The 23,972-nt window shown below is 64.8% G+C and carries 22 protein-coding genes and 1 tRNA gene; 17 read left to right on the top strand and 6 right to left on the bottom strand.

Going from position 1 to position 23,972, the window contains the following annotated elements:
- Positions 1-51 precede the first annotated feature (51 nt).
- Complete coding sequence (locus AC0L30_RS29835; protein WP_473405840.1) at positions 52-1,692, bottom strand: FAD-dependent oxidoreductase; 1,641 nt, start codon at positions 1,690-1,692, stop codon at positions 52-54.
- A 113-nt stretch (positions 1,693-1,805) separates the two neighbouring features.
- Between AC0L30_RS29835 and AC0L30_RS29830 the strand changes: the two genes are divergently transcribed.
- Positions 1,806-2,717, top strand: a complete 912-nt coding sequence (locus tag AC0L30_RS29830) for a LysR family transcriptional regulator (RefSeq protein WP_007598929.1) — start codon at positions 1,806-1,808, stop codon at positions 2,715-2,717.
- A 44-nt stretch (positions 2,718-2,761) separates the two neighbouring features.
- Here the strand turns inward: AC0L30_RS29830 and AC0L30_RS29825 are convergent.
- Positions 2,762-2,851: transfer RNA gene (locus AC0L30_RS29825), tRNA-Ser, on the bottom strand.
- 433 nt (positions 2,852-3,284) lie between these two features.
- Positions 3,285-4,433, bottom strand: a complete 1,149-nt coding sequence (locus tag AC0L30_RS29820; RefSeq protein ID WP_473405839.1) for an ROK family protein — start codon at positions 4,431-4,433, stop codon at positions 3,285-3,287.
- Between the two features lie 334 nt (positions 4,434-4,767).
- Here AC0L30_RS29820 and rplU point away from each other — a divergent pair, with 334 nt between their 5' ends.
- The 3 genes from rplU to AC0L30_RS29805 all read left to right on the top strand — a co-directional run bounded on the left by rplU (position 4,768) and on the right by AC0L30_RS29805 (position 6,270).
- Positions 4,768-5,157 carry a 50S ribosomal protein L21 gene (rplU, locus tag AC0L30_RS29815; RefSeq protein WP_007598925.1) on the top strand — a complete coding sequence of 130 codons (390 nt, stop codon included), beginning with the start codon at positions 4,768-4,770 and terminating at the stop codon, positions 5,155-5,157.
- A 97-nt stretch (positions 5,158-5,254) separates the two neighbouring features.
- Positions 5,255-5,524 (top strand): 50S ribosomal protein L27, encoded by a 270-nt coding sequence (gene rpmA, locus AC0L30_RS29810; RefSeq protein ID WP_007598923.1) that lies wholly within the window; start codon positions 5,255-5,257, stop codon positions 5,522-5,524.
- A gap of 152 nt (positions 5,525-5,676) precedes the next feature.
- Positions 5,677-6,270, top strand: a complete 594-nt coding sequence (locus AC0L30_RS29805) for a GNAT family N-acetyltransferase (RefSeq protein WP_473405838.1) — start codon at positions 5,677-5,679, stop codon at positions 6,268-6,270.
- A 164-nt stretch (positions 6,271-6,434) separates the two neighbouring features.
- Here the strand turns inward: AC0L30_RS29805 and AC0L30_RS29800 are convergent, their stop codons facing one another.
- Positions 6,435-7,349 carry a DMT family transporter gene (locus AC0L30_RS29800; protein WP_456766763.1) on the bottom strand — a complete coding sequence of 305 codons (915 nt, stop codon included), beginning with the start codon at positions 7,347-7,349 and terminating at the stop codon, positions 6,435-6,437.
- A 272-nt stretch (positions 7,350-7,621) separates the two neighbouring features.
- Between AC0L30_RS29800 and AC0L30_RS29795 the strand changes: the two genes are divergently transcribed.
- From AC0L30_RS29795 to AC0L30_RS29785, 3 genes are all read left to right on the top strand, one after another.
- Positions 7,622-8,101: a MaoC family dehydratase gene (locus AC0L30_RS29795; protein WP_473405837.1), complete on the top strand. Its 480-nt coding sequence runs from the start codon at positions 7,622-7,624 to the stop codon at positions 8,099-8,101.
- A gap of 202 nt (positions 8,102-8,303) precedes the next feature.
- Positions 8,304-9,344 (top strand): GTPase ObgE, encoded by a 1,041-nt coding sequence (obgE, locus tag AC0L30_RS29790; RefSeq protein WP_473405836.1) that lies wholly within the window; start codon positions 8,304-8,306, stop codon positions 9,342-9,344.
- A gap of 220 nt (positions 9,345-9,564) precedes the next feature.
- Positions 9,565-11,199 (top strand): alkaline phosphatase family protein, encoded by a 1,635-nt coding sequence (locus AC0L30_RS29785; RefSeq protein WP_473405835.1) that lies wholly within the window; start codon positions 9,565-9,567, stop codon positions 11,197-11,199.
- Between the two features lie 133 nt (positions 11,200-11,332).
- Here AC0L30_RS29785 and AC0L30_RS29780 read toward each other — a convergent pair whose 3' ends face one another.
- On the bottom strand, positions 11,333-12,298 hold the full coding sequence (locus tag AC0L30_RS29780; RefSeq protein WP_473405834.1) for a Bug family tripartite tricarboxylate transporter substrate binding protein: 966 nt from the start codon (positions 12,296-12,298) through the stop codon (positions 11,333-11,335).
- A gap of 166 nt (positions 12,299-12,464) precedes the next feature.
- Here AC0L30_RS29780 and proB point away from each other — a divergent pair, with 166 nt between their 5' ends.
- The 10 genes from proB to AC0L30_RS29730 all read left to right on the top strand — a co-directional run bounded on the left by proB (position 12,465) and on the right by AC0L30_RS29730 (position 22,200).
- Positions 12,465-13,586 (top strand): glutamate 5-kinase, encoded by a 1,122-nt coding sequence (gene proB, locus AC0L30_RS29775; RefSeq protein WP_027515023.1) that lies wholly within the window; start codon positions 12,465-12,467, stop codon positions 13,584-13,586.
- A 228-nt stretch (positions 13,587-13,814) separates the two neighbouring features.
- Positions 13,815-15,110, top strand: coding sequence for a glutamate-5-semialdehyde dehydrogenase (locus AC0L30_RS29770; RefSeq protein WP_473405833.1), 1,296 nt, complete (start codon positions 13,815-13,817; stop codon positions 15,108-15,110).
- Positions 15,111-15,130: 20 nt separating this feature from the next.
- Entirely contained in the window at positions 15,131-15,775 is a 645-nt protein-coding gene (locus AC0L30_RS29765) for a nicotinate-nucleotide adenylyltransferase (protein ID WP_473405832.1), read from the top strand.
- 238 nt (positions 15,776-16,013) lie between these two features.
- A complete protein-coding gene (gene rsfS, locus AC0L30_RS29760; RefSeq protein ID WP_007598906.1) occupies positions 16,014-16,370 on the top strand; it encodes a ribosome silencing factor in 357 nt (118 codons plus the stop codon).
- Positions 16,371-16,466: 96 nt separating this feature from the next.
- The gene (rlmH, locus tag AC0L30_RS29755; RefSeq protein ID WP_007598905.1) at positions 16,467-16,949 is read left to right on the top strand and encodes a 23S rRNA (pseudouridine(1915)-N(3))-methyltransferase RlmH; all 483 of its coding nucleotides are present in this window, start codon (positions 16,467-16,469) and stop codon (positions 16,947-16,949) included.
- A 33-nt stretch (positions 16,950-16,982) separates the two neighbouring features.
- The gene (locus AC0L30_RS29750; protein WP_219681804.1) at positions 16,983-18,329 is read left to right on the top strand and encodes a murein hydrolase activator EnvC family protein; all 1,347 of its coding nucleotides are present in this window, start codon (positions 16,983-16,985) and stop codon (positions 18,327-18,329) included.
- Positions 18,326-19,681 (top strand): S41 family peptidase, encoded by a 1,356-nt coding sequence (locus AC0L30_RS29745; protein ID WP_007598902.1) that lies wholly within the window; start codon positions 18,326-18,328, stop codon positions 19,679-19,681. The genes AC0L30_RS29750 and AC0L30_RS29745 overlap by 4 nt, the downstream gene beginning before the upstream one ends.
- A 143-nt stretch (positions 19,682-19,824) precedes the next feature.
- A complete protein-coding gene (locus AC0L30_RS29740) occupies positions 19,825-21,057 on the top strand; it encodes a divergent polysaccharide deacetylase family protein (protein WP_473405831.1) in 1,233 nt (410 codons plus the stop codon).
- A 75-nt stretch (positions 21,058-21,132) separates the two neighbouring features.
- On the top strand, positions 21,133-21,636 hold the full coding sequence (locus tag AC0L30_RS29735) for an RNA pyrophosphohydrolase (RefSeq protein WP_007598900.1): 504 nt from the start codon (positions 21,133-21,135) through the stop codon (positions 21,634-21,636).
- 63 nt (positions 21,637-21,699) lie between these two features.
- The gene (locus AC0L30_RS29730) at positions 21,700-22,200 is read left to right on the top strand and encodes an RNA pyrophosphohydrolase (RefSeq protein ID WP_007598899.1); all 501 of its coding nucleotides are present in this window, start codon (positions 21,700-21,702) and stop codon (positions 22,198-22,200) included.
- A 77-nt stretch (positions 22,201-22,277) separates the two neighbouring features.
- Here the strand turns inward: AC0L30_RS29730 and AC0L30_RS29725 are convergent, their stop codons facing one another.
- Positions 22,278-23,909 (bottom strand): adenylate/guanylate cyclase domain-containing protein, encoded by a 1,632-nt coding sequence (locus AC0L30_RS29725; RefSeq protein ID WP_473405830.1) that lies wholly within the window; start codon positions 23,907-23,909, stop codon positions 22,278-22,280.
- Positions 23,910-23,972 lie beyond the last annotated feature (63 nt).

Raw genomic sequence — 23,972 nt, 5'->3', positions numbered from 1 at the left:
TGAACCACCTCCCGGCGGACTTCGCCGCGAGACCGTCGGCTTCAAATCGCCTTACGCCGAAGCGCCGATGATACGCGTCAGCAAGACTTGTGGGTCCGCGGGCGCGGCCTGCCCGCGCCAGGCGATGTGCTGATCGGGCCGAGCCAGCACCAGCTTCTCGGCATACGCGCCGTTCGCTTCGTCCGGCGCGATGTCGAGCAGCGCGAGCGGAATGCCGCGCTGCTCTGCGGCAGACTTCAATAGCGCCACATCGATCGCCGGATCGAACCGCAGCAAAGTGTAGCCGGCGCCGAAGGCATCGTAGAGCGATCGTCCGTCCCGCAGAAACAGGTGCGGCGCGCGAGCGCCGGGCACGTTGGAGGGCGTGAAGCTGCCCATCGCGTAGGCCGGCGGCGTCTCGCCGTCATAGGCAATGATCGGCGAGGCATCGTAATAGTAGCCGAAGTTCAATCCGGCACAGCAATATTGCTGCACGTTGAGATCGTAGGCCGCCTTGGCCAGCGCTGCACGCGCGGCGTGGCCGCGCGGCGTGTCGTCCTCGATCTCCGCGGAGACGCCGCCACGCTGCGCCATCATCTTCATCGCATGGTCCATGGCAAAGCGCGACACCTGTTCGGTGATGGGCTGACGCTCCGCCTCGTAGGCATCGAGGATCGAAGCCGGCGCCCACCCGTTCAGATGCGCCGCCACCTGCCAGCACAGGTCGACGGCGTCCGCAATGCCCGCATTCATGCCGTAGCCCGCATACGGCATCCACAGATGCGCGGCGTCGCCGCAGATGAAGACCCTGCGGTCGCGGAAGCGATCGGCGACAAGTCGACGCCCGACCCAGTCCTCCTTGCTGAGGACGCGGTATTCGAAGCGCTCGTCGACGCCGAGAATGGCGCGGATCGCCCAGTCCCGATCGACCGAATCAAATTCGGGCTCGTCTGGCTTCAGGTGATTGTGGATCAGCCAGCGGTCACGACCGTCGATCGCGACCGTCGTGCCTGAACGTCGCGGGTTGAGCGAGAGCACCATCCAGGCCGGCTTGTGCGCGCCCATCAGCTCCTTGAGCTGCGGCGCTTCGATGAAGGTCGATTGCACGCGCTGGATCACCGGCGTGCCGGACAGGTTGGCACCGATCGATTTGCGAACCAGCGAACGGCTGCCATCGCAACCGATCACAAAGGAAGCCTCGATGCGGAGCGAGCTTCCGCTGTCGAGGTCGCGCGCCAATGCGACCACATGGTCGTCATTCTGCTCGATGTCCGTGATTTCCGTGCGCGCCAGAATGGTGATGCGCGACTGGGCGGCGGCATGGCTGAACAGGATCGGCTCGAGATAGACTTGGTTGATCCGGTGCGGCGGCTCCGGCGTCGGCCACCAGGTATCGGGGCCGCCGGTGGCATTGTAGCGGCGTGCGCGCGAGGGAATGTCGATGCGACACAGCTCGATGCCGGTCGCCGTGGTCCGGTAGGAGCAGTCGTTCGGGAAATCTGCGGGCAGGCCTGCGTCGCGCAGCTTTGCGGCGACGCCGAGCCGGCGGAAGATCTCCATCGAACGCGCCGAGACGTGATTGCATTTGACGCTGGGCGGATCGCCGGCATGGCGGATCTCCGCGACCACGACGTCGATCCCACGGGAAGCCAGATCCATCGCCGCGGTCAATCCGATGGGCCCGGCGCCCACCACCAGCACCTGTGTCCTCATGTTCGTTTCCAATCCCTTGGCGATCGCGGCTTCACCGTCCACGGGATGCATTTTATTGCATGCTCGCTTATGTGATAAGCCGGAAAGAACTCATCAATTCATGAGCTTTGCCTATGAACGTCACCTTGCGGCAATTGCAAGCCTTCACCGGCGTGTACCGCACGCGCAGCATCACGCGGGCCGCGCGCGAGCTGGGGATCACGCAATCGGCGGCGAGCCTGTTGATCCAGCAGCTCGAAGCGCAGCTCGGCGTCAAACTGTTCGATCGCTCCACGCGTTCGGTGCAGCCGACGCTGGCCGCTGACGAGGCAGTTCATGTCGCCGAACGGATGCTGGGCGATGCGCTGGGCCTGTCGCGGCGCATGCGCGACCTGGCGCAAGCGCGCGCCGGCCGGGTCGCGTTTCTCGCCTCAGCCGGTACCGCATCGGCGCTGCTGCCCTCGGTGCTCGCAAAATTCCGGGCAGGCTATCCCGACATCGAAATCGACATGCGCGACGTCGCCGCCGACGATCTCGTTCCGCGTCTGATCGCGACGGATGCGGAGTTCGCGATCGGCAGTGTCGAGGGAGAATTCGCGGAGCTCACGATCGAGACGCTGACCCGCGGCCGCCTGAGCGCGATCGGCCGCCGCACCGCCGACTTCGCGGCACGGCGCTCGCTGACATGGGACGAGTTGGCTCAGATGCCGACGATCGCGATGCGGGGCGAGACGCGGATTCGCATGCAGATCGATCAGGCGCTGGGCACCCAGGGCAAGCACCTCAACCCAACCTATGAAGTGACGCTGATCAACACCGCGCTCGCCATGACGGCGCAGGGCCTCGGCCTCGCGATCCTTCCTGCGACGATGCTGCCGGCAGATCAATTTCCGACTCTGATCGCAAAGCCGCTGATACGCCCCGCCATTACCCGCCCGGTGTCGCTGCTGCAGCGCCAGGGTCGGACGTTGTCCCCGGCCGCGCAGGCGTTTGTGGCGACGGCGCGGACGGTGCTGGCGGAGCGAGGGCCCGCAAGATCGGACTGATCTGCCGCGCTTTCTGGAAGCCCTTTTATTGTGGCGGATGATATTGGCGGAGAGGGAGGGATTCGAACCCCCGATAGGCTTGCACCTATGCCGCATTTCGAGTGCGGTGCATTCGACCACTCTGCCACCTCTCCTGAAGGCGCCAAGTAAGGAGCAGGGCCCCTGTGGTTCGGGCGTTAATAGGCGAGGATGGCGGGCCAGACAAGGCGCGAAAGGGGAAAATCCGCTGCCCGTTTCACCGCTTCCGCTCTGTTTCTCGCCGCGCAATCAATGACCGGCACGTTTTCCTGGGCTACCCCCCTCCCTGGCCCTCCCCCACAAGGGGGGAGGGAACGCACCTTTATCGGGGCACGAGGCCCGTCTCATTCATTATGCGCTGAAAGAGGGGTGGGACCGCCAGACGCGGTAAACACTGGCGGTCCCGTGCCGCTCATTGAAATACTGGCTGGGAAGGGCGGCTTCGCCGGCCAGGTGAGGCGACGGTTCCACCGTAGCGTGTAACCCGTGCACCGCAACGCAATCCGTTTCTTAACCTAACCAGACAAGGTTACTCCTTGTCATTCTTTGTCATTCTTTGCCTTTTTTCTTCCCGTTCTCCGTGGACTCCCGGTCTTTGCCATTATCTTTGCCGTTACCTTTGCCTTGGCCGTTGTCCTTGCGGCGGTTGGTGAAGCGGGCATTGCCGAGCCCGGTGCCGATGGTGAGCACGCCCCAGCGATCGACGTCCTGCATGAACGGCACCTCGGAGAGGCCCTGAACCACGCCGTCATTGTGCATCAGGATCGCGGTGTCGTGCTCGCCGATGGAAGGGATGCCCTCGAGCAGGCTCGCCGGCAGGTTGAACTTGCTGCTCTCCCAATTGCCCGGCAGATTCTGCGCGCCTTTCTCGATCGAGCCGTCCGCGTTGATCACGCCGGGACAGGCAATGCCGATGAACGGCGCCAGCTTGTAGCCTTCCTTCTCGGCCTCGGTGATCAGCCCCTTCAGCATCTTGGTGAGCCGCTTCACCGCGCCTTCGCGCGTCGGCTCGTCGTCGGCATGGCGCCACAGCTCGGACTTCACGACCTTGGCTTTCGACAGGTCTTTTGCCTTTTTCCAGCTGGTCTCCACCAGGCCGCAGCGGATGTTGGTGCCGCCGATATCGACGGCGAGGATGCTGTCATGGGCCTCGAAGATCCACGACGGCGCCAGATGCAGCGCGCCGATCAGGCCGGCTTCGTCGGGGTGATGGCGGATCGGCATCATGTCGATCTTGAAGTCCTCGGATTTGAGGATGATCTCGGTGCGCGCGATCGCGAGCTCGCCAAGCCGGGAATCGCGGAAACCGCCGCCGACCACGATGCGCTCGGTCTTGGCCCAGGCCTTGGACTTGAGGAAACGGCGGGTGACATAGGCGAGCTCCTGGGCAAAGTCCTCGATCGCGCTGTGCACCAGCGCGGAGGCCTCGGTGTCGTCCCCGATCAGGATGGCATCCAGTGTCTTCTTGCTGATCTCCTCGGACGGCTCCTTGCCGAACGGGTCCTCGCCGGTCTTGCGCAGCGGCTTGCGCCAGCGATCGAGGATCTCGCGAAACGCGCCCTTGCTGGCGCGGTCGCCGAGAAACCCGTCCTCGTCCTTCATCTCGATGTTGAAGCTGTCGATGTCCACCGACGGCAACCGCTCCGCGCCGTGGGTGGCGATGCCCGTCGTCGTCTTGACCAGCTCGTCCGTTGCCATGGTAAGCCCCTTGCCCGTCTGACTGAATTCGCGGGGACAACGGCGGGGGAACCTGTTGGTTGCCGCGCGGGCCGAAATTCGCCTGCGGGGCCGGATCGGGCCCAAATGCTTCAAATCCGGGCCGTTTTCGCCGGCTTTTCCTTGACTCCGTGCTGTCAGCGGCTATAAATCCCGCAACCGGCGCGGGGCGTTTCTCGCGCCGCTTGTTTTTGCGTGGGTTTTCAAAGGGATAACTCCCGCCCGCACAAAACTCGCATAAACCCATAACGACTGACAAAAAGCCGGCCCCGACGATATGTCGCGAGGCCGGGAATGAACACGAAGGAAAACAACGATGTTCGCAGTCATCAAAACCGGCGGCCGGCAGTACCGCGTCGTTCCGGATGATGTCCTGGAAGTAGGCAAGATCGAAGGCGAAGTCGGCTCGATCGTGCAGCTCAATGAAGTTCTCCTGGTCGGCGGCGACACGCCGATCCTGGGTCTGCCCACGGTCGCAGGTGCGTCCGTTGCGGTCGAGGTGCTCGACCACAAGCGCGGTCCCAAGGTCATCGCTTTCAAGAAGCGCCGCCGCAAGAACTCGCGCCGCAAGCGCGGCTATCGCGACGAGATCACGGTGCTGCGCATCTCGGAGATCCTGACGGACGGCGCCAAGCCCACCAAGGGGCCGCGTCCGAAGCGGGAAAAGGTCGTCAAGGAAACGACCACCGAAGAGGCCGCCGCATAATTTGATCACGCGCCATCACGAATTGATGCGTGAGAAATTGTGAAATGATTCCGTCAAGGAATTGATCTAGACATACGTAGAATTTCGGAGACGAGCCATGGCTCACAAAAAAGCAGGCGGTTCATCGCGCAACGGTCGCGATTCCAAGGGCAAGCGCCTCGGTATCAAGGCGTTCGGCGGGGAAGTTGTGATTCCCGGCAACATCATTGCGCGTCAGCGCGGCACCACCTGGCATCCCGGCCTTAATGTCGGCATGGGCACGGACCACACCTTGTTCGCCAAGGTCGAGGGTCGCGTAACGTTCCAGGCCAAAGCCAACGGCCGCACCTTCATCTCGGTGCTCCCGCTCGCAGAGGCGGCTGAATAGACGGTGGATCAAATTTGGAGTCCGCCGGGTCCCAGACCGAACCGGCGGAGTCCTTGAGATCCTAGAGATCGAAGGCTCCAGGGGAGGCGGGAAACCGGCCTCCCCTTTCGTTTGCGTGCTCATTTCACTGAGTGACTTCGACGGAGCCGGACATGTTGCAGGATTTTTCGAGCGTGACCTTGCGGGAGGCGAGACCGAGCGTCGTCGCCACCGAACGGCTGACCTTGCGGCGGCCGACCCTCGCCGACGTCAGGACCATCGCCCTCCTCGCCAACGACCGCCGTGTCGCCGAAAACACAAGGCGCCTCCCGCATCCCTATTTGCAGGACGACGCTATCGCCTTCGTCCGCGCCACCGCCGCGCCCGGCGGCGAGACCGTGTTCCTGATTGAGCATGACAGCGGCCCCGTCGGCGTGGTCGGCATCGACCGCTCGACACCCGACAATGCCGAGCTCGGCTATTGGCTCGGCGTCGAGCATTGGGGCCGGGGCTTCGCCACCGAGGCCGCGCGCGGCGCGATCGACTTCTTCTTCGAGGAGTTCGAGGACGACCATCTCTATGCAGGTGCGCGCGTCACCAACCCGGCCTCGCGCAACGTGCTGGAGAAGTGCGGCTTCCAGTGGAGCGGCGTCCAGCTGCATCGCTTCCTGGCGCTGGGCTCGTCCACGCCCGTCGACTGCTTCCGCCTGTCACGCAGTGTGTGGGCGTCGCTGAAGAGCTGGAGCAGTGCGCGGAGGGTGAGGTAGGCGGAAGCGGCCTCAACTGTCGTCCTGGCGAAAGCCAGGACCCATTACCCCAGGGTGAAGTCGTGGCGCGAACGATCAACCACGAATCTTCATCAAACTCCTCCCTGGGGTAATGGGTCCTGGATCTGCGCTCCGCTTGTCCAGGACGACGCCGATGACTGTGATTACGCCGGCGGATTCACATCCGCGTCCCCACGCCCCAGATCGCGCTCACGCAAGTAAATATAGAACCCGGCGCCGATGATGATGGCGGCGCCGACGATGGTGGCGATTTCGGGCACGTCGCCGAACACGACGAAGCCGAAGATCACCGCCCAGACGATCATCGAATATTGATAGGGCACGACGACGCTGGCCGGCGCGAGCTTGAGCGAGCGGTTAACGCAGAACAGCGCCGTGACCGAGACGCATCCCGCCAGCGCGAAGATCACGAGGCTGCCCGGTGTCGGCGGCACCCAGTGGAACGCCGACAGCACCGCACCCAGCAAGAACGTGCCGACGAATTGCGACGACGCCATCACGATATCGGGCGTCTTGCGCAGGCTGCGCGTGATCAGCATCAGCGTTGCGAAGGAAAGACTGCCGCCAAGCGCGATCAGCGCCGGCAGGCTCACCGTCTGTGCCGACGGCCGCAGCGCGATCAGCACGCCGCAGAAGCCGATCAGGATCGCCGTCCAGCGCCGCCAGCCGACCTTCTCGCCGAGAAAGATCGCCGACATCGCGGTGACGAAAATGGGCCCGGCGAGATAATAGGTGATGACGTCGGCGAGCGGCAGGTAGACCGTCGCAAGGAAGAAGGCCGCCACTTCCAGCGTCGACAGCACGACGCGAAAGAGCTGGAGGCCCGGCCGCTCCAGCTGCAGGAACTGGTGACGCTGCCGCCAGACCAGCGGCGATAGCAGCAGCAGCGCTGCGCAGGCGCGCAGGAACAGCAGCTGCCCCACCGAATAAGTCCCGACCAGGAACTTGCCCATGGCGTCGCCGAACGAGAACATGAAGATCGACAGCACCATGAGTGCGATCCCGGCGAGGCGCGCCGAGCGTTCGTCATAGGCCGAGAGATTCTTGAAGAGGGGCATTGCTGTCGTTCGTGGAAACTCGTCATTGCGAGGAGCTCTTGCGACGAAGCAATCCAGACTGTTGCCGCGGAGACAGTCTGGATTGCTTCGCTTCGCTCGCAATGACGAGCGGAGAGAGCGTCGGAATGGCGACCGGAGTCGCTTGCGGTCGTTTTAATGACGTGAGCGCCCGCGACAAGCCCACGCAAGACGAATTGAACGGATTGCCGCACTCTTCGCGTCGCGGTAGCGATAGGCGACACCGAACGAAAGAGCCAGGAAAGAGCTTAGCCATGACCGACTTCGACCCGGCCCGGCATCGCATGATCCCCGCGCAACGCTGGTTTGAGGATTTCGTGGTCGGCGAACGCTTCGTGCTGCCGAGCCGCACGCAGACGACGGCCGTGTTCGCGGCCTTCCAGACCGCGAGCGGCGACACCCATCCGGTGCATTACGACGTGGAGTATTGCCGCAGCCGCGGCATGCCGCATCTGCTCGCCCACGGTTTCCAGACGCTGATCCACACCGCACCCGGCGCAGGCCTGTTTCCGTTCATGGTCGAGGACTCCCTGGTCGGCTTCCTCGAGCAATCGAGCCGGTTCCTCAAGCCGGTGTTCGCCGACGACACAATCTATCCCGCGCTCGAGGTCACCGAGCTGGTGCCGGGACGCTCGACCGGCGCGGTGACGCTCAAAAGCACCGTGTTCAACCAGCGCAAGGAGCTGGTGCTGGAGGGTGTGCAGAAATTCCTGATCCGGCGCCGGCCATCCTAACCGCATGAAGACCAGTCCACTGCCGGTCTTCGCCAAACGCCTCCCTGTGGTTATGGGTCCCGGATCTGCGCTTCGCTTGTCCGGGACGACACGTAGGGGCCGCCGGCCAGTTGGTTAAGCAAGGCCACAAATCGCCGGGTTTCGGCCGATTTGCGGGTCTATCCGGGTTGCCGCGCGGGACCGGCTGGCCTACCTATGGCCCATGAAATTCCTAGACGAAGCAAAGGTCTATATCCGCTCCGGCGACGGCGGAAACGGCTGCGTGGCGTTCCGCCGCGAAAAATTCATTGAATTCGGTGGCCCCTCCGGCGGCAATGGCGGCCGCGGCGGCAATGTCATCATCGAGGTCGCAGACGGCCTGAACACGCTGATCGACTATCGCTACCAGCAGCACTTCAAGGCCCAGAAGGGCGAGAACGGCTCGGGGTCGGACCGCCACGGCGCCAATGGCAAGTCGATCGTGCTGAAGGTCCCCCTGGGCACGCAGATCTTCGATGAAGATCGCGAGACCATGATCCACGATTTCACGACTGTGGGCGAAAAATTCGTGCTGGCCGAAGGCGGCAATGGCGGCTTCGGCAACGCGCATTTCAAGACTTCGACCAACCGTGCGCCGCGCAATGCCAATCCCGGCCAGCCCGGCGAGGAGCGCTGGATCTGGCTGCGGCTGAAGCTGATCGCGGATGCCGGCCTCGTCGGCCTGCCCAATGCCGGCAAATCGACCTTCCTCGCCAAGGTCAGCGCGGCCAAGCCGAAGATCGCCGACTATCCCTTCACCACGCTGCATCCGCAGCTTGGCGTCGTGAATGCCGACGGCCGCGAATTCGTGCTGGCTGATATCCCCGGCCTGATCGAAGGCGCGCATGAAGGCGTCGGTCTTGGCGACCGCTTCCTCGCCCATGTCGAGCGCTGCCGCGTGCTGCTGCATCTCGTCGATGCAACCTGCGAGCACGCCGGCAAGGCCTACAAGACGGTGCGAACCGAGCTGGACGCCTATGCCGGGCAGCTCACCGACAAGATCGAGATCGTCGCGCTGAACAAGATCGACGCGGTCGAGCCGGACGAGTTGAAGAAGCAGAAGGACCGGCTGAAGCGCGCCGCCAAAAAGACCCCGCTGCTGCTCTCCGCCGCCACCGGCGATGGCGTGCAGGAAGCGCTGCGCGCTCTGGCGGATGTGATCGGCGAGAGCCCGGTCTCCGCCAAGGCGAAGAGCGCGGCCGAAGCGGAGCCTTGGTCGGTTTGAACAATCCGGCTTGAAGACCTCATGGTGAGGAGCGCGGAACGCGCGTCTCGAACCATCAAGGCCCGGCTCTCGCCCGTGGCCATCCTTCGAGACGCCCGCTTGTCGCGGGCTCCTCAGGATGAGGTTCGTTGCTTGTGACGCAGCGGAATCGGACCCCCTGCTTGTCTTCGCGCCCTCGATAGCGCAGCATCGGCCAATCAAGAAACGGCAGGGATGATTCATGGCGCGCGCGAAGAACGTTCTCTGGATCATGTGCGACCAGCTTCGCTATGACTATCTCGGCTGCACCGGCCACCCCACGCTGAAGACACCGAACATCGACGCCATGGCGAAGCGCGGCGTGCTGTTCAGCAAGGCCTATGTGCAATCGCCGATCTGCGGCCCGTCGCGCATGTCGTTCTACACCGGGCGCTACATGCGTTCGCACGGCTCGCACTGGAACGGCTGGCCGTTGCGCGTCGGCGAGCCCACCCTCGGCGATCACCTCAACAAGCTCGGCGTGCGCAACGTGCTGGTCGGCAAGACCCACATGGCGCCCGATCTCGAAGGCATGAAGGCGCTCGGCATCCCGCCGGAATCGATGATCGGCGTGCACGTCGCCGAATGCGGGTTCGAGCCCTATGAGCGTGACGACGGCCTGCATCCCACGGGGCGGCCGCGCCCGAAATACGACGAGTATCTGCGCCAGCAGGGTTTTGATGCGCCCAATCCCTGGGAGCATTGGGCCAATTCCGGCGCGGCCGAGGACGGCTCGCTCCAGAACGGCTGGCTGCTCGTGCATGCCGACAAGGCCGCGCGCGTGCCGGACGAGCATTCCGAAACGCCCTACATGACGCGACGCGCGATGGACTTCATCGGCGAAGCGGAGACCGACGGCAGGCCGTGGTGCCTGCATCTGTCCTACATCAAGCCGCACTGGCCCTACATTGCGCCCGAACCTTACGCCAGCATGTATTCGACATCGGACATGATCCCGGTGATCCGCTCCGAGCGCGAGCGCCAGAACCCGCATCCGGTGTTCGGCGCCTATATGGACATGCGCTACTCCCGCAACATGGCGCGCGACGATGCCCGCGAGAAGGTGATCCCGACCTATATGGGCCTGATCACCCAGATCGACGACCAGATGGGCGTGCTGATGAAATTCCTGGAGGAGCGCGATCTGCTGGACACCACCATGATCGTGTTCACCTCCGATCACGGCGACTATCTCGGCGATCACTGGATGGGCGAGAAGGACCTGTTCCACGAGCAGTCGGCGAAGATCCCGCTCATCATCATCGATCCCTCGAAGGAGGCGGATGCGACGCGCGGCACGCGCAACGATGCGCTGGTCGAAGCCATCGATCTCGCGCCGACCTTCGTGGATTATTTCGGCGGCAAGGTGCCGGGCCATATCCTCGAGGGACGCTCGCTGCTGCCGCTGATGCGCGGCGAGAGCCCGCCCGATTGGCGCAAGGTGGCGTTCTCCGAATACGACTATGTCATGCAGGACGTGCGGCTGAAGCTGAACCAGCCGATCGAACGCTGCCGCCTGTTCATGGTGTTCGACGGCCGCTGGAAATACATCCACGCGTCAGGCTTCCGCCCGATGCTGTATGACCTCGAAACCGATCCGGAAGAGTTTCTGGATCGCGGCGACGATCCAGAGTGCGCCGGCATCATCGCACGACTGCAAGCCGAATTGTTCGACTGGGCGCTGCATCCCAACGACCACATCACAACACCGCGCGAGAAGATCGCGGCCTATGCCGACAACCAGCTCCAGGTGAAGGGCGGGATTTTGATCGGCATCTGGGACGAAGCGGAGCTGGCGTCGATCAAGGACGGCATCGCGCAACGCGCGAAGCTCTAAGACCCTCATGGTGAGGAGGCGCGAAACGCCGTCTCGAACCATGCAGGCCGCGCTGTGGCAGTCGGGCCTTTCATCCTTCGAGACGCGCGCAAGAGCGCGCTCCTCAGGATGAGGAGAGAGTGAAGCGCTCGGGTCAATTCTCGATCTTGTACCCCGTCGCCTTCACGATCGGCTGCCAAAAGGCGGTGTTGGCGGCGAGCTCCTTGGCCAGACCTTCCGCACTGCTGCCGACCGGGATCAGCCCGATCGCGGTGAGCTTCTCCTTCACCTCAGGCTTGGCGAGCGCGGCGCTTGCGGCCGCGCCGAGCTTGCTGGCGAATTCCGGCGCGCTGCCGGCGGGAAGCCACATGCCGTACCAGGCGTCGGCGACGAGATCGATGCCGCTCTCCTTCAAGGTCGGTACCTCCAAGGCAAACGGCGAACGTTCGGCGCTCGCGACCGCGATGATCTTCACGCCCTTGGCGCGATGCTGCGGCAGCGCATCGGCCAAAGTGACGATGCCGAAGGAGATGTGACCGCCGATGATGTCGTTGAGGATGGGCGCGCTGCCGCGATAGGGCACGCGCGTCATGGGGATGCCGAGGTCCTTCTCGAGCTTGGAGCCCATGAAATGCGGGATGGTGCCGTTGCTCGGCACGCCGAACGATGCCTTGTCCGGATGCGCCTTCAGCCAGGCGACGAATCCCCTGAAATCCGCGGCATCGATCGTCGGGCTGATCACGACGGCGAACTCAAACCGCGCCAGCAGCGAGACCGGGACGAAATCTCTTGCGGTGTCGAAGCTCGGGGTCGTCTCCACCATCGGCAGCAGGTACATCGTGGGCCCGGTGGTCACCAGCACCATACTGCCGTCGGGGCTGCCCCCTTTCACCGCCTTGATGCCGATCAGGCCGTCTCCGCCGGTGCGGTTCTCGACCACGATGGTCCGCTGCAGCCCCGGCGCCATCTCCTGTGCGATCAGCCGGCACAGCGTGTCGCCACCCGCTCCCGCCGCGAACGGGAAGATCATTTTTGTCAGCCCGGTCTGTGCTTGCGAACCGCCCACCTGCGCCAACAACGGCAACCCGAGGCATCCGGCGATGAAGTTGCGGCGATCCATTGGTTTCCTCTTTGAGCCCATTATGGTTGGCGACAGTTAGAGCCAGACGGGCGCTCCGGACAAGCGCCGTTTACCGGGCCTGCCGCCTTGCGCCGGCCATCGTCCTGCTGCAAAAGCAGGCCTTACCGGCGCCGCTCTCCAGCACATACACACACCACATACATAGATGGCCAGCCCCGAACTCAGTCAATTCCGCCGCATCGTCGTCAAGGTCGGCTCCGCGCTGCTGGTCGATTCCGACAAGGGCGAGGTGCGGGCGTCCTGGCTTGCCGCGCTCGCCGACGACATGGCCAAGCTGCATCGCGAGGGGCGGGACGTTCTCGTCGTCTCTTCCGGCTCGATCGCGCTCGGCCGCAGCCGCCTGAAATTGCCGCGCGGCCCGCTGAAGCTGGAGGAGAGCCAGGCGGCCGCCGCCGTCGGTCAGATCGCGCTGGCGCGGATCTGGTCGGAGGTCCTTGGCGCCCACGGCATCGGCGCCGGCCAGATCCTGGTGACGCTGCAGGACACCGAGGAGCGCCGCCGCTATCTCAACGCGCGCTCCACCATCGGCAAGCTCCTGGAGTGGCGCGCGATCCCCGTGATCAACGAGAACGACACGGTCGCCACCAACGAGATCCGCTACGGCGACAATGACCGCCTCGCCGCGCGCGTCGCCACCATGGCGAGCGCGGACCTGCTGGTGCTGCTATCGGACATCGACGGGCTCTACGACGCCCCGCCGAAGAACAACCCGAACGCCAAGCTCATTCCCGTCGTCGACAGCATCTCCTCGGAGATCGAGGCCGTTGCAGGCGACGCCGAATCCGAGCTCTCGCGCGGCGGCATGCGCACCAAGGTCGAAGCCGCAAAAATCGCGACCACAGGCGGCACGCATATGCTGATCGCCTCGGGCAAGATCGAGCATCCCCTTCAAGCGGTCGCCGATGGCGGCCGCTGCACCTGGTTCCTGACGCCGGCCAATCCCATTACGTCGCGAAAACGTTGGATCGCGGGCTCGCTGGAGCCGAAGGGCACGCTGACCATCGACGCCGGCGCGGTCGCGGCGCTGCGCGCCGGCGCCAGCCTGTTGCCGGCCGGCGTGATCAAAGTCGAGGGCCAGTTCGCCCGCGGCGACGCCGTGATCGTGCGCGGCCCCGACACCAGCGAGGTCGGCCGCGGCCTGATCGCCTACGACGCCGACGATGCCGAGCGGATCAAGGGCCGCTCCTCCCCGGATGTGATGGCGATTCTCGGGATCAGCGGGAGGTCCGAGATGATCCACCGGGACGATCTGGTGATGGGCGGGTAGGGGCCGGCAGGCGCCCAGACCGTCATGCCCGGGCTTGTCCCGGGCAACCACGTTCTTTGCACCGCGTGGTAATCCGTGGATGGCCGGGACAAGCCCGGCCATGACGCCGTAGATGGGTCATTGGCCCAGCCGAACCAGCACGTGAAGCCCTGCCATACCCTCCCCGCCCTTCGCAAAAGCGGGATTTCCGTGCTAGGACACCGCCTTAGCAGAAGGTTGAAACTCCCCATGGCCGCCCCCCTCAAAGCCGTCGACGGCAATGCCGATCTTCAGGCGCTGATGACCGATCTCGGTACCCGTGCCCGCGCTGCCGCGCGCGTGCTGGCGCTGGCGCCGCCGGAGCAGAAGAACCGGGCGCTCGAGGCCATGGAGCGGGCGATCCGCAACAATGCAGCTGCGATCCTTGCCGCCAATGCCGAGGACGTCACCGAGGCCCGCGCCTCCGGCAATGCCACCTCGTCCTTCATCGACCGCCTGACGCTGACGCCGGCGCGGGTCGAGGGCATGGCCGAGGGCATCGGCATCGTGCGCGGCATCGCCGATCCGGTCGGCATCGTCACCGAGAGCTGGCAGCGGCCGAACGGCATGACCATCGAGCGCGTGCGCGTGCCGCTCGGCGTCGTCGGCGTGATCTTTGAGAGCCGGCCAAACGTTGCGGCGGACGCTGGCGTGCTGTGCCTGAAGTCGGGCAATGCCGTGATTCTGCGCGGCGGCTCCGACAGTTTCCGCTCCTGCCGCGCGATCCATGACTGCCTGGTGCAGGGCCTGCGCGAAGCGGGCCTCCCCGAGGCTGCAATCACGCTGGTGCCGACGCGCGACCGCGCGGCGGTAGGCCAGATGCTGTCGGGATTGAACGGCGCCGTCGACGTGATCGTGCCGCGCGGAGGCAAGAGCCTGGTCGCGCGCGTCGAGCAGGAAGCGCGCGTGCCGGTGTTTGCGCATCTCGAAGGCGTCAACCATGTCTATATCGACGGCAGCGCCGACCTCGCCATGGCGAAGTCGATCGTGCTCAATGCCAAGATGCGCCGTACCGGCGTCTGCGGCGCCGCCGAGACGCTGCTGGTCGATCGCGCCGCTGCCGGTAAAAACCTGAAGCCGCTGGTCGAGATGCTGATCGAGGCCGGCTGCGAAGTGCGCGGCGACGATGCCGTGCAAAAGACCGATGCCCGCGTCAAACCCGCGAGCGCGGACGATTGGGACACCGAATATCTCGATGCGATCATCGCAGCGAAGGTGGTGGACGGCGTCGACGGCGCGATTGCGCATATCCAGAACCACGGCTCGCACCATACCGATGCGATCGTGAGCGCCGATGAGACCGCTGCGAAGAAATTCCTGAGCGAGGTCGATTCGGCGATCGTGCTGCACAACGTCTCGACGCAGTTCGCCGACGGCGGCGAGTTCGGCTTCGGCGCCGAGATCGGCATCGCCACCGGCAGATTCCATGCCCGCGGCCCGGTTGGCGCCGAGCAGCTGACGAGCTTCAAATATCGCGTTCACGGCACCGGGCAGACGCGGCCGTAGACGACGCAAGGCGCGGGGCATTGAGCAACAATTTCGTCGCGCCACGTTTCTTCGCGCAGGCCATACCAAGCCACACTTCGGGCATGCGCATCGGCCTGCTCGGCGGCTCGTTCAATCCGCCGCACCAGGCTCATCGCGCGATCAGCCAGTTCGCGCTGAAACGTCTCCAGCTCGATCGCGTGTGGTGGCTGGTGACGCCAGGCAATCCGCTGAAGGAGAACGGCGCGTTGCACGAGCTCGGCGAGCGCATGCAGGCGGCGCGCGACGTGGCCGACGACCCCAGGATCGAGGTGAGCTGTCTCGAATCCGTCATTCGCACGCGCTATACTATCGACACGATCAACACCTTGCGCTGCCGCCTCTCGGGCTTGCGCTTTGTCTGGATCATGGGCGCCGACAACCTCGCTCAATTCCATCGTTGGCAGCACTGGCGGCGCATCGCCGGTCAGGTGCCGATCGCGGTCATCGATCGCCCGCCGCAGAGCTTTCGTGCCCTCGCCTCTCCCGCCGCCCAGGCGCTCAGGCGCTACCGCTTGCCGGAGAATGAGGCGCCATTGCTTGCCGATCGGGCCGCCCCGGCCTGGGTATTCCTGACCGGTATGAAGCTGAATCTCTCGTCGACCGGCTTACGGAACCCGGACGGAAGCTGGAAAGGTACGAAGTGAGTCGGATTTGTGCGAACGCCATGCGGCCTTCGGCTCTCTGGCATATTGAAACCCTTAACCCCACATGATGTAGTGTAACCAGTGAGCGCCGGATTCGGCGTTCGCGATACAGTGAAAGGAATGGTCCCTGACCACATCTGTATTGTCCAAGACAGCATCACCCAAGACGGCTTCACTGAAGTCTGTTTTACCCAAGGTTGCCAAGCCGACGCGTAAAACATCGACCAAAGCTGCGGCCTTGAAGGCGCAACCCGACGCCGACAAGACGCTGAGCCTGATCCTCTCCCGCCTCGACGACATGAAGGCGGAAGAGACGGTTACCATCGACCTTCGCGGCAAATCGGCCTACTCCGACTACATGATCGTCACGACCGGCCGGGTGAACCGGCACGTCGGCGCGATCGCGGAGAACGTCGCCAAAGGCCTCAAGGAAAACGGCATCAAGAACATCCACGTCGAGGGCTTGCCCAATTGCGACTGGGTGCTGATCGATTCCGGCGATGTGATCGTGCACGTGTTCAGACCCGAGGTCCGCGAGTTCTACAGTCTCGAGAGATTGTACACGCAGGGCCCAGGGGCGGCGAAGGCGATCTGAGAGGCTGCTGGCCGATTTCGAATCGGCTGACGCGCATGCTAGCGTCGTGCGCGCGCATATCGCGCGCGGTCCAGAAAACGCGACCCTGAACATATCATGCGCATAGCCGTCATTGCGGTGGGCCGGCTGAAGCAGGGCCCCGAACGGGAGCTTGCCGACCGCTATTTCGAGCGGTTCGACGAGGCCGGCCGCAAGCTCGGATTCCGCGAGCTCGCCATCCACGAATTGCCCGAAAGCCGCGCGCGCGATACCGCGACGCGGATGGCCGAAGAGGCGGCGGCGATCTCGGCGCATATTCCCGAAAAATCGGTCCTGGTGGCGCTGGACGAGCGCGGCCAGAATCTGGATTCGACCGTATTCGCACGGCATCTCGGCCGCTGGCGCGACGAGGGTGCCGGCCACACTATCTTCATGATCGGAGGGGCGGACGGACTTTCGCCCGAATTGCGCCGTAAGGCCAAGCTCGCGATCGCGTTCGGCTCTGCGACCTGGCCGCATCAAATGGTCCGCGTCATGCTTCTGGAACAGCTTTATCGGGCCGCCACCATTCTGGCCGGCCACCCCTATCACCGCGCGTGATCCGCGCCACAACGAGCACCTTTGCCTATAGCGATGCGAGCGCCTGTCCTCAACCTGCTGCTGATCGCCGGCATGACCGGCGCAAGTATTTTGGGCGCAAGCCTTGCGCAAGCTCAGACGCCTGCACCGCAGACTGCGGCCGTCGCGCCCGATGCGATCAAGCAGCGCGAGCAGGAGCTCGAAGCCGCGCGCGCCAGCAAGAAGAGCGCGGAGGAAGCGCAGGCCAAGCTCAAGGCCGAGATCACCTCGCTCGGCCAGGACCGCACCCAGCTCAATCAACAGTTGATCGACACCGCCGCCAATGTGCGCACCGTCGAGACCAAGATCGACGAAGCCGAAGCGCGGCTGCGATCGCTGAACGGCCGCGAGCAGGCGATGCGCAGCTCGCTCGATTCGCGCCGCGCCGACATCGTCGAGGTGCTGGCGGCCTTGCAGCGCGCCGGAAGGCGGACGCCGCCGGCGCTGTTGGTAAGGCCCGAGGATGCCCTGCAATCGCTGCGCACGGCGATGCTGCTCGGTGCCGTGGTGCCGGAATTGCGCGGGCGCGCCGAGAAGATCGCAAGCGAGCTCGGCGAGCTCGTGGCCTTGCGCAAGACCATCGCGACCGAGCGCGACCAGCTTGCCTCCGACCGCGACAAGGTCCGCAACGACCAGACCCGGCTCGCAGCTCTGGTCGACGAGCGGCAGCGCCAGCAGGCGTCGCGCGAAAAGGACCTCGACGCCGAGAATGCGCGCGCCGTCGCGCTCTCACGACAGGTCGGCGATCTCCAGGGGCTGATCGCCAAGATGGAGCAGGATCTGCAAAGTGCCGCCAAGGCGGCCGAGAAGGCGGCTGAGGCCGCCAAGCAGGCCGAGGCAAAGGCCGCTGCAAACGCGGCCGCCAGCGCCAAGACCGGCCCTGGCGCTTTCAAGGATCGTTCCCGGACCACCCCTGCGATGGCCTTCGCTGCGGCCAAGGGCCTGCTGCCTCTTCCGGTTAACGGTAACAAGATCAGGGATTTCGGCGGTTCGGACGGGCTCGGCGGGGTCCAGAAGGGCATTTCGCTGGCGACCCGGCCCGGCTCCCAGGTCACGACGCCGTGTGATGGCTGGGTAGTCTATGCCGGCCCCTTCCGCAGCTATGGACAACTCTTGATCCTCAATGCCGGGGGCGGGTATCATGTGCTGATCGCCGGGATGGAGCGCATTTCGGTCAACATCGGTCAGTTTGTGCTCACGGGGGAGCCTGTCGCGACCATGGGGTCGACTTCTCAAGTCGCCTCCATTCTCGCCACGAACGCGAGTCAACCTGTGCTCTATGTCGAGTTCCGCAAAGACGGCACTCCAATCGATCCAGGCCCATGGTGGGCCGCAAATGAAGGCGAGAAGGTTCGCGGATGATGCGCAAGACTTCAGTTATCCTCCTCAGCGCGGCCACCGGTGCGGCGCTGACGCTGTTCGTGACGCAACCGCGCGCAGTCTTCATGGGCTCCAGCGCGCGAGCCGCCACCGCGGACACCTATCGCCAGCTCAATTTGTTCGGCGACGTCTTCGAGCGCGTGCGCTCGGACTATGTCGAGAAGCCCGACGACACCAAGCTGATCGAATCCGCGATCAGCGGCATGCTCACCGGTCTCGATCCGCATTCGAGCTACATGGACGCCAAGAGCTTCCGCGACATGCAGGTGCAGACCCGCGGTGAGTTCGGCGGCCTCGGCATCGAAGTCACGATGGAAGACGGCCTGATCAAGGTGGTCTCGCCGATCGACGACACCCCGGCCTCGCGCGCCGGCGTCATGGCCAACGACATCATCACCAATCTCGACGACGAAGCGGTGCAGGGGCTGACCCTGAACCAGGCAGTCGAGAAGATGCGCGGCCCCGTCAACACCAAGATCAAGCTCAAGATCATCCGCAAGGGCCAGGACAATCCGATCGACGTCACGCTGGTGCGCGACAACATCCGCGTCCGTTCGGTGCGCGCCCGCATCGAGGCCGACGACATCGCCTATATCCGCATCACCACCTTCAACGAGCAGACCACCGAAGGCCTGAAGCGCGAGGTCGCCAACCTCTCGAATCAGATCGGCGACAAGCTGAAGGGCTACGTCATCGACCTCCGCAACAACCCGGGCGGGCTGCTCGAGGAAGCGGTCACCGTCTCCGACTCCTTCCTGGAGAAGGGCGAGATCGTCTCGACCCGCGGCCGTAATGCCGAGGAGACCCAGCGCCGTACCGCGCATACGGGCGACCTCACCAAGGGCAAGCCGGTCATTGTGCTGGTCAACGGCGGCTCGGCTTCGGCGTCGGAGATCGTCGCCGGCGCGCTGCAGGACCACAAGCGCGCGACCATCGTCGGCACGCGTTCGTTCGGCAAGGGCTCGGTGCAGACCATCATTCCGCTCGGCTCCGGCAACGGCGCGCTGCGTCTGACCACGGCGCGCTACTACACGCCGTCGGGCAAGTCGATCCAGGCCAAGGGCATCGTGCCCGACATCGAAGTGCTGCAGGACGTGCCGGACGAGCTGAAGTCGCGCACCGACACCAAGGGCGAAGCTTCGCTGCGCGGCCATCTCAAGAACGACGGCGACGAGAAGACCGGCTCGCAGTCCTACGTTCCGCCGGACGCCAAGGACGACAAGGCGCTCAAGCTCGCCGACGATTTGCTCCACGGCATCAAGAACAGCGCCTCCGCAGCGCCCACCCCGGGCGGCGACAAGGCCACGACCGACAAGCCCAAAGCGGCGAACTAAGTCGGCGCATCGCGATCTGACGAAAAGGGCGGCTCCCGGAGCCGCCCTTTTTGCTTGGAGCTCCTGATATCCCCGGCCTATCCCGGCCTGCCGCCGCTTGACCCCGGCGTGGTATCGTCATCTCGAGTGATTCGGGATCGCGCATGACTGAAACGGCCGATGATCTGAGCGCCCCGCTCGGACGGGACAAGCCGCGCCGGAAACGCCGGCTGCGGCTGCCGTTCACCGCCATGCAGCTGCTCGCAGTCCTGCTCGGCCTGTTCCTGGTCACCTTTGCCGGCTTCGCCATCTTCAACAAGGACCCGCTCGGCGGCGAGCCGATGACGCGGCTCGCGATCCGCGAGCCCAGTGCCGCAGACAAGGCCGGCGACGACAAGCCGGCCGCCGCCAGCCACGGCCAGGACAGCAAGCAGGAAAGCAAGCACGAGGCCAAGGAGGCACTGAAGCAGGCGGGCGAGCAGAAGACCGTCACCATGATCGACGGTTCCACCGGCACCCGCCACGACGTGGTGATCGGCGGCGATGCCGCCGGCAAGAGCGAGCCGGCCTCAGCCTCCGCACCGCCGCCCGTCATGGCCGGGATCGACACAAAACTCCTCGAGAAATCGCGCTACGGCATGATCCCGGCGATTTCCGGGGATCTGAAGCCGTTCAACGTCTATGCGGCGGATGCCGATCGCGCCAAGGCCGCCAAGATGCCGGTGGTCGCGATCTTGATCGGCGGCCTCGGCGTCGGCGCCGCCAAGACCACCGATGCCATCATGCGGCTGCCACCGGCGGTGACGCTGGCCTTCACACCCTATGGTTCCGATCCAGGAAAACTTGCCGAGCGCGCCCGCGCCCAGCGCCACGAGATCTTCCTCCAGATCCCGATGGAGCCCTATGACTTCCCCGACAACGATCCGGGACCGCAGACGCTGCTGACCTCGCTGAGTGCCGACCAGAACATGGACCGCCTGTACTGGCATCTGAGCCGGATGCAGGGCTATGCCGGCCTCACCAATTTCATGGGTGCCCGCTTCATCGCGACGGAGCCGGCGATGCAGCCGATCATCCGCGAGGCGGCCAGGCGCGGTCTCGGCTTCTTCGACGACGGCTCCTCGCCCCGCAGCATCGCACCGCAGGCCGCCGGCAGCCTGGCGATGCCGTTCGGCAAGGGCGATATCGCAATCGACGCAGTGCCGACCCCGGCCGAGATCGACCGCGCCCTGACCAAGCTCGAAGCGGCGGCGCGCGAGCGCGGCGTGGCCGTAGGCACCGCCTCCGCCCTCCCGGTCTCGATCGAGCGCATTGGCGTCTGGACCAAGACATTGGGCGACCGAGGTATCCTTTTGGTGCCATTGACAACCGCGATGCTGAAATCAAAATCCAGCTAAATCAACGGATTGGTACGGCACAGGCCCGCGGGGCCTGCTTCAGCCTTACCGACGGCATGCGAGAGGTCTGGCGGAATGGCGCGTTACGAGGATCTGCCCTACCGGACCTGCGTCGGCGTGATGTTGCTCAACAAGGACGGACTGGTGTTCATCGGCCGGCGTGCCGGCGGCATCGAGCATGTCGACGACACCCATGTCTGGCAGATGCCGCAGGGCGGCGTCGATCCAGGCGAGGACAATTGGGAGGCCGCCAAGCGCGAGCTCTATGAGGAGACCAGCGTGCGCTCGGTCGAGCGGCTCGGCGAGGTTCCGGACTGGCTCACTTACGACATTCCGCGCACGGTCGCCGGGCGCGCCTGGAAGGGCCGCTACCGCGGCCAGCGCCAGAAATGGTTCGCGGTCCGCTTCACCGGCAAGGACAGCGAGATCAACGTCGAAAAGCCCGGCGGCGGCCACAAGGCCGAGTTCGTGAGCTGGCGCTGGGAACCGATGAAGAACCTGACCGGGCTGATCATCCCGTTCAAGCGTCCGGTCTACGAGCGCGTGGTGAAGGAATTTTCCGCGCTGGCGCGGGATTAGTTCAGGTCGCCATTCCAGCTTGATGCTAATGCATCGCCTGGAATGACGACGAGAGATCCACGCGTGACCCATGAAAAGCCTTACCGTCCCAATGTCGGAATCGCGCTGTTCAACGCCGATGGCCGCGTGCTGATCGGGCACCGCTTCAAGGGCGACGGACCCGAGATCATCCTGCCGGGCCTCGACTGGCAGATGCCGCAGGGCGGCGTCGACGAGGGCGAGGATTTGCGCGATGCCGCGCTGCGCGAGCTCTGGGAAGAGACCAGCGTCAAGAGCGCAACCTATCTCGGCGAGACCGACTGGCTGACTTACGAATTTCCGCCCTATGACGGGCCGCAGACGCATCGGCTGGCGAAATTCCGCGGTCAGCGCCAGAAATGGTTCGCGCTGCGCTTCACCGGCAAGGATGACGAGATCGATCCGCTGACGCCGCGCAACGGGCAGCCCGCCGAGTTCGACGCCTGGCGCTGGGAGCGGCTCGACCGCGTCCCCGATGTCGTGGTGCCGTTCCGCCGCCACGTCTACAGCGCAGTGGCGCAGCAGTTTGCGCCCTTCGCCAACTAAAAACGCGAAAACAACCCCATGCACAGTAGAACGGGGTTGAAATCATTAGAGAACTTTCGCCGGAAATTTGCGCGAGCCTAATTGATCGGTCCCACCGTGAACGGGCCGATCGCGATGACGTGGCAGTCGCTGTCGCGCTTGGCGCAGTCGGCGAGCGCGGAACTGACGGCGGTCTGCTCGTCCGCGGCCTTGAGGCCGAGGCCCGGCCGGCCCGCGGTGCCGACCGCGACGGCGTTCCAGCCCATGCCGTCGGCGAGCTTGCGCACGACCTCGTCGCGCGCATCTGCGACGATCGAGGCGTTGGACGCCGCGTGGAAGAAGCCGGTGATCCTCAGCAGGGTCGGGATCGGCACGACGAAATTCTCGTCGACCGCAACGACCAGGCAAGCGACGCCGGCGATCGCGCCGCACGATTCCAGCGAACGCCGCGCGGCATCGTCGGCGGATGATGCGCCCATCACCATGAAATATTGACCGCCCGGGCCGAGCGCGACCGCGCGGGATTTTGCAGCGGGCACGAACATGTTCTCGAGGCGGACTTTCGCGGGATCGCGCACCATCGGAAAGTCTTTGGAGGCAAAGGCACGCTCGGTCATGGCATCATGCCGGATGAACGGTTGCGGCGGCATCGGCGGCTTGCCGTGCGTGTAGACAATGTTGTTGCCGACCGCATAGAGCTCGCAGCGCCGCGGCGACTGCGCGGCATCGGCGCGCTTCTGACACTGATCGAGTGCGGCGTTGCGCGCGGCTTCCTCGTTCGGCTGATTCAACGACGCGCCGGTGAACCCGCCGACATTGAGCGCGAACGCCTTGTAGTTGCCGGCAGCGGAATAGTCGCCAGCCAGGTAGTTGCGGATGCGCTCGTTGATAAAGGGGACGCTGTCGGCGGGAAACTTGCCGGCCATCGGTGAAGCCGATGGTGCCGGCATGGGCATCGGCGCTTTCGCTGCCATGGTGGCTGACGGGCTTGGCGCTGCTGCCGCAGCCGCGCTGGGCATCGGACTTGATGCAGAGCTTGGCGCAATCGCTGCAACCGCCGGCGCCCTGGTGGTCTCGAGCTTGGTGAAATAGAGGAAGCCACCGACGCCGATGGCGACGACGGAGACGACACCGACCACCAGCGGCCACATCCAGTTCGGCGCGGCCGCAGCCTTCGCCACCTTCTTGATCTGCGGCGTCGCGTAGCTGCCGTCCCCGCGCCGCATTGCCACCATGTAGGCGTGCACCGGCGTCGGGATGTTCTTGACCTCCTGCGCGCCGATATCGGCGAACTGCACCGACAGCTTGTTGGCGACCTGCTCGTGCACGGCGCGAGAGACGCAGATGCCGCCGACCTCGGCGAGGCCCTCGAGCCGGGCGGCGATGTTGACGCCGTCACCGAGCAGATCGCCATCGCGCTCGACCACGTCGCCGATGGTGATGCCGATGCGGAACGACATCTGCCGGCTTGGCGGATAGGCCATGTTGCGGGTTCGCAGGGATTCCTGAATGTCGATCGCGCAGCGCACCGCATCGACTGCGCTTGGAAATTCCGCGAGCACGGCGTCACCCGCAGTGTTGAAGATGCGTCCGCCCGCCTTGGCAATGAAATCGTCGACAACCTCGCGATAGGAGGCGAGACGCCGCAGCGTCTCCTCTTCGTCTTCCGCGACCAGTCGTGAATAGCCGGCAATATCGGCTGCGAAAATCGCTGCGATCTTGCGTTTCATTTGCGGCCGGCCCCCGGAACAAAGTTCGCGAGCGCAGAATGGCGCGATCGGCGGCGCGGTGCA

This window comes from Bradyrhizobium sp. MI1.11, from assembly GCF_055811255.1.
This window is presented reverse-complemented; position numbering and strand designations above follow the sequence as displayed.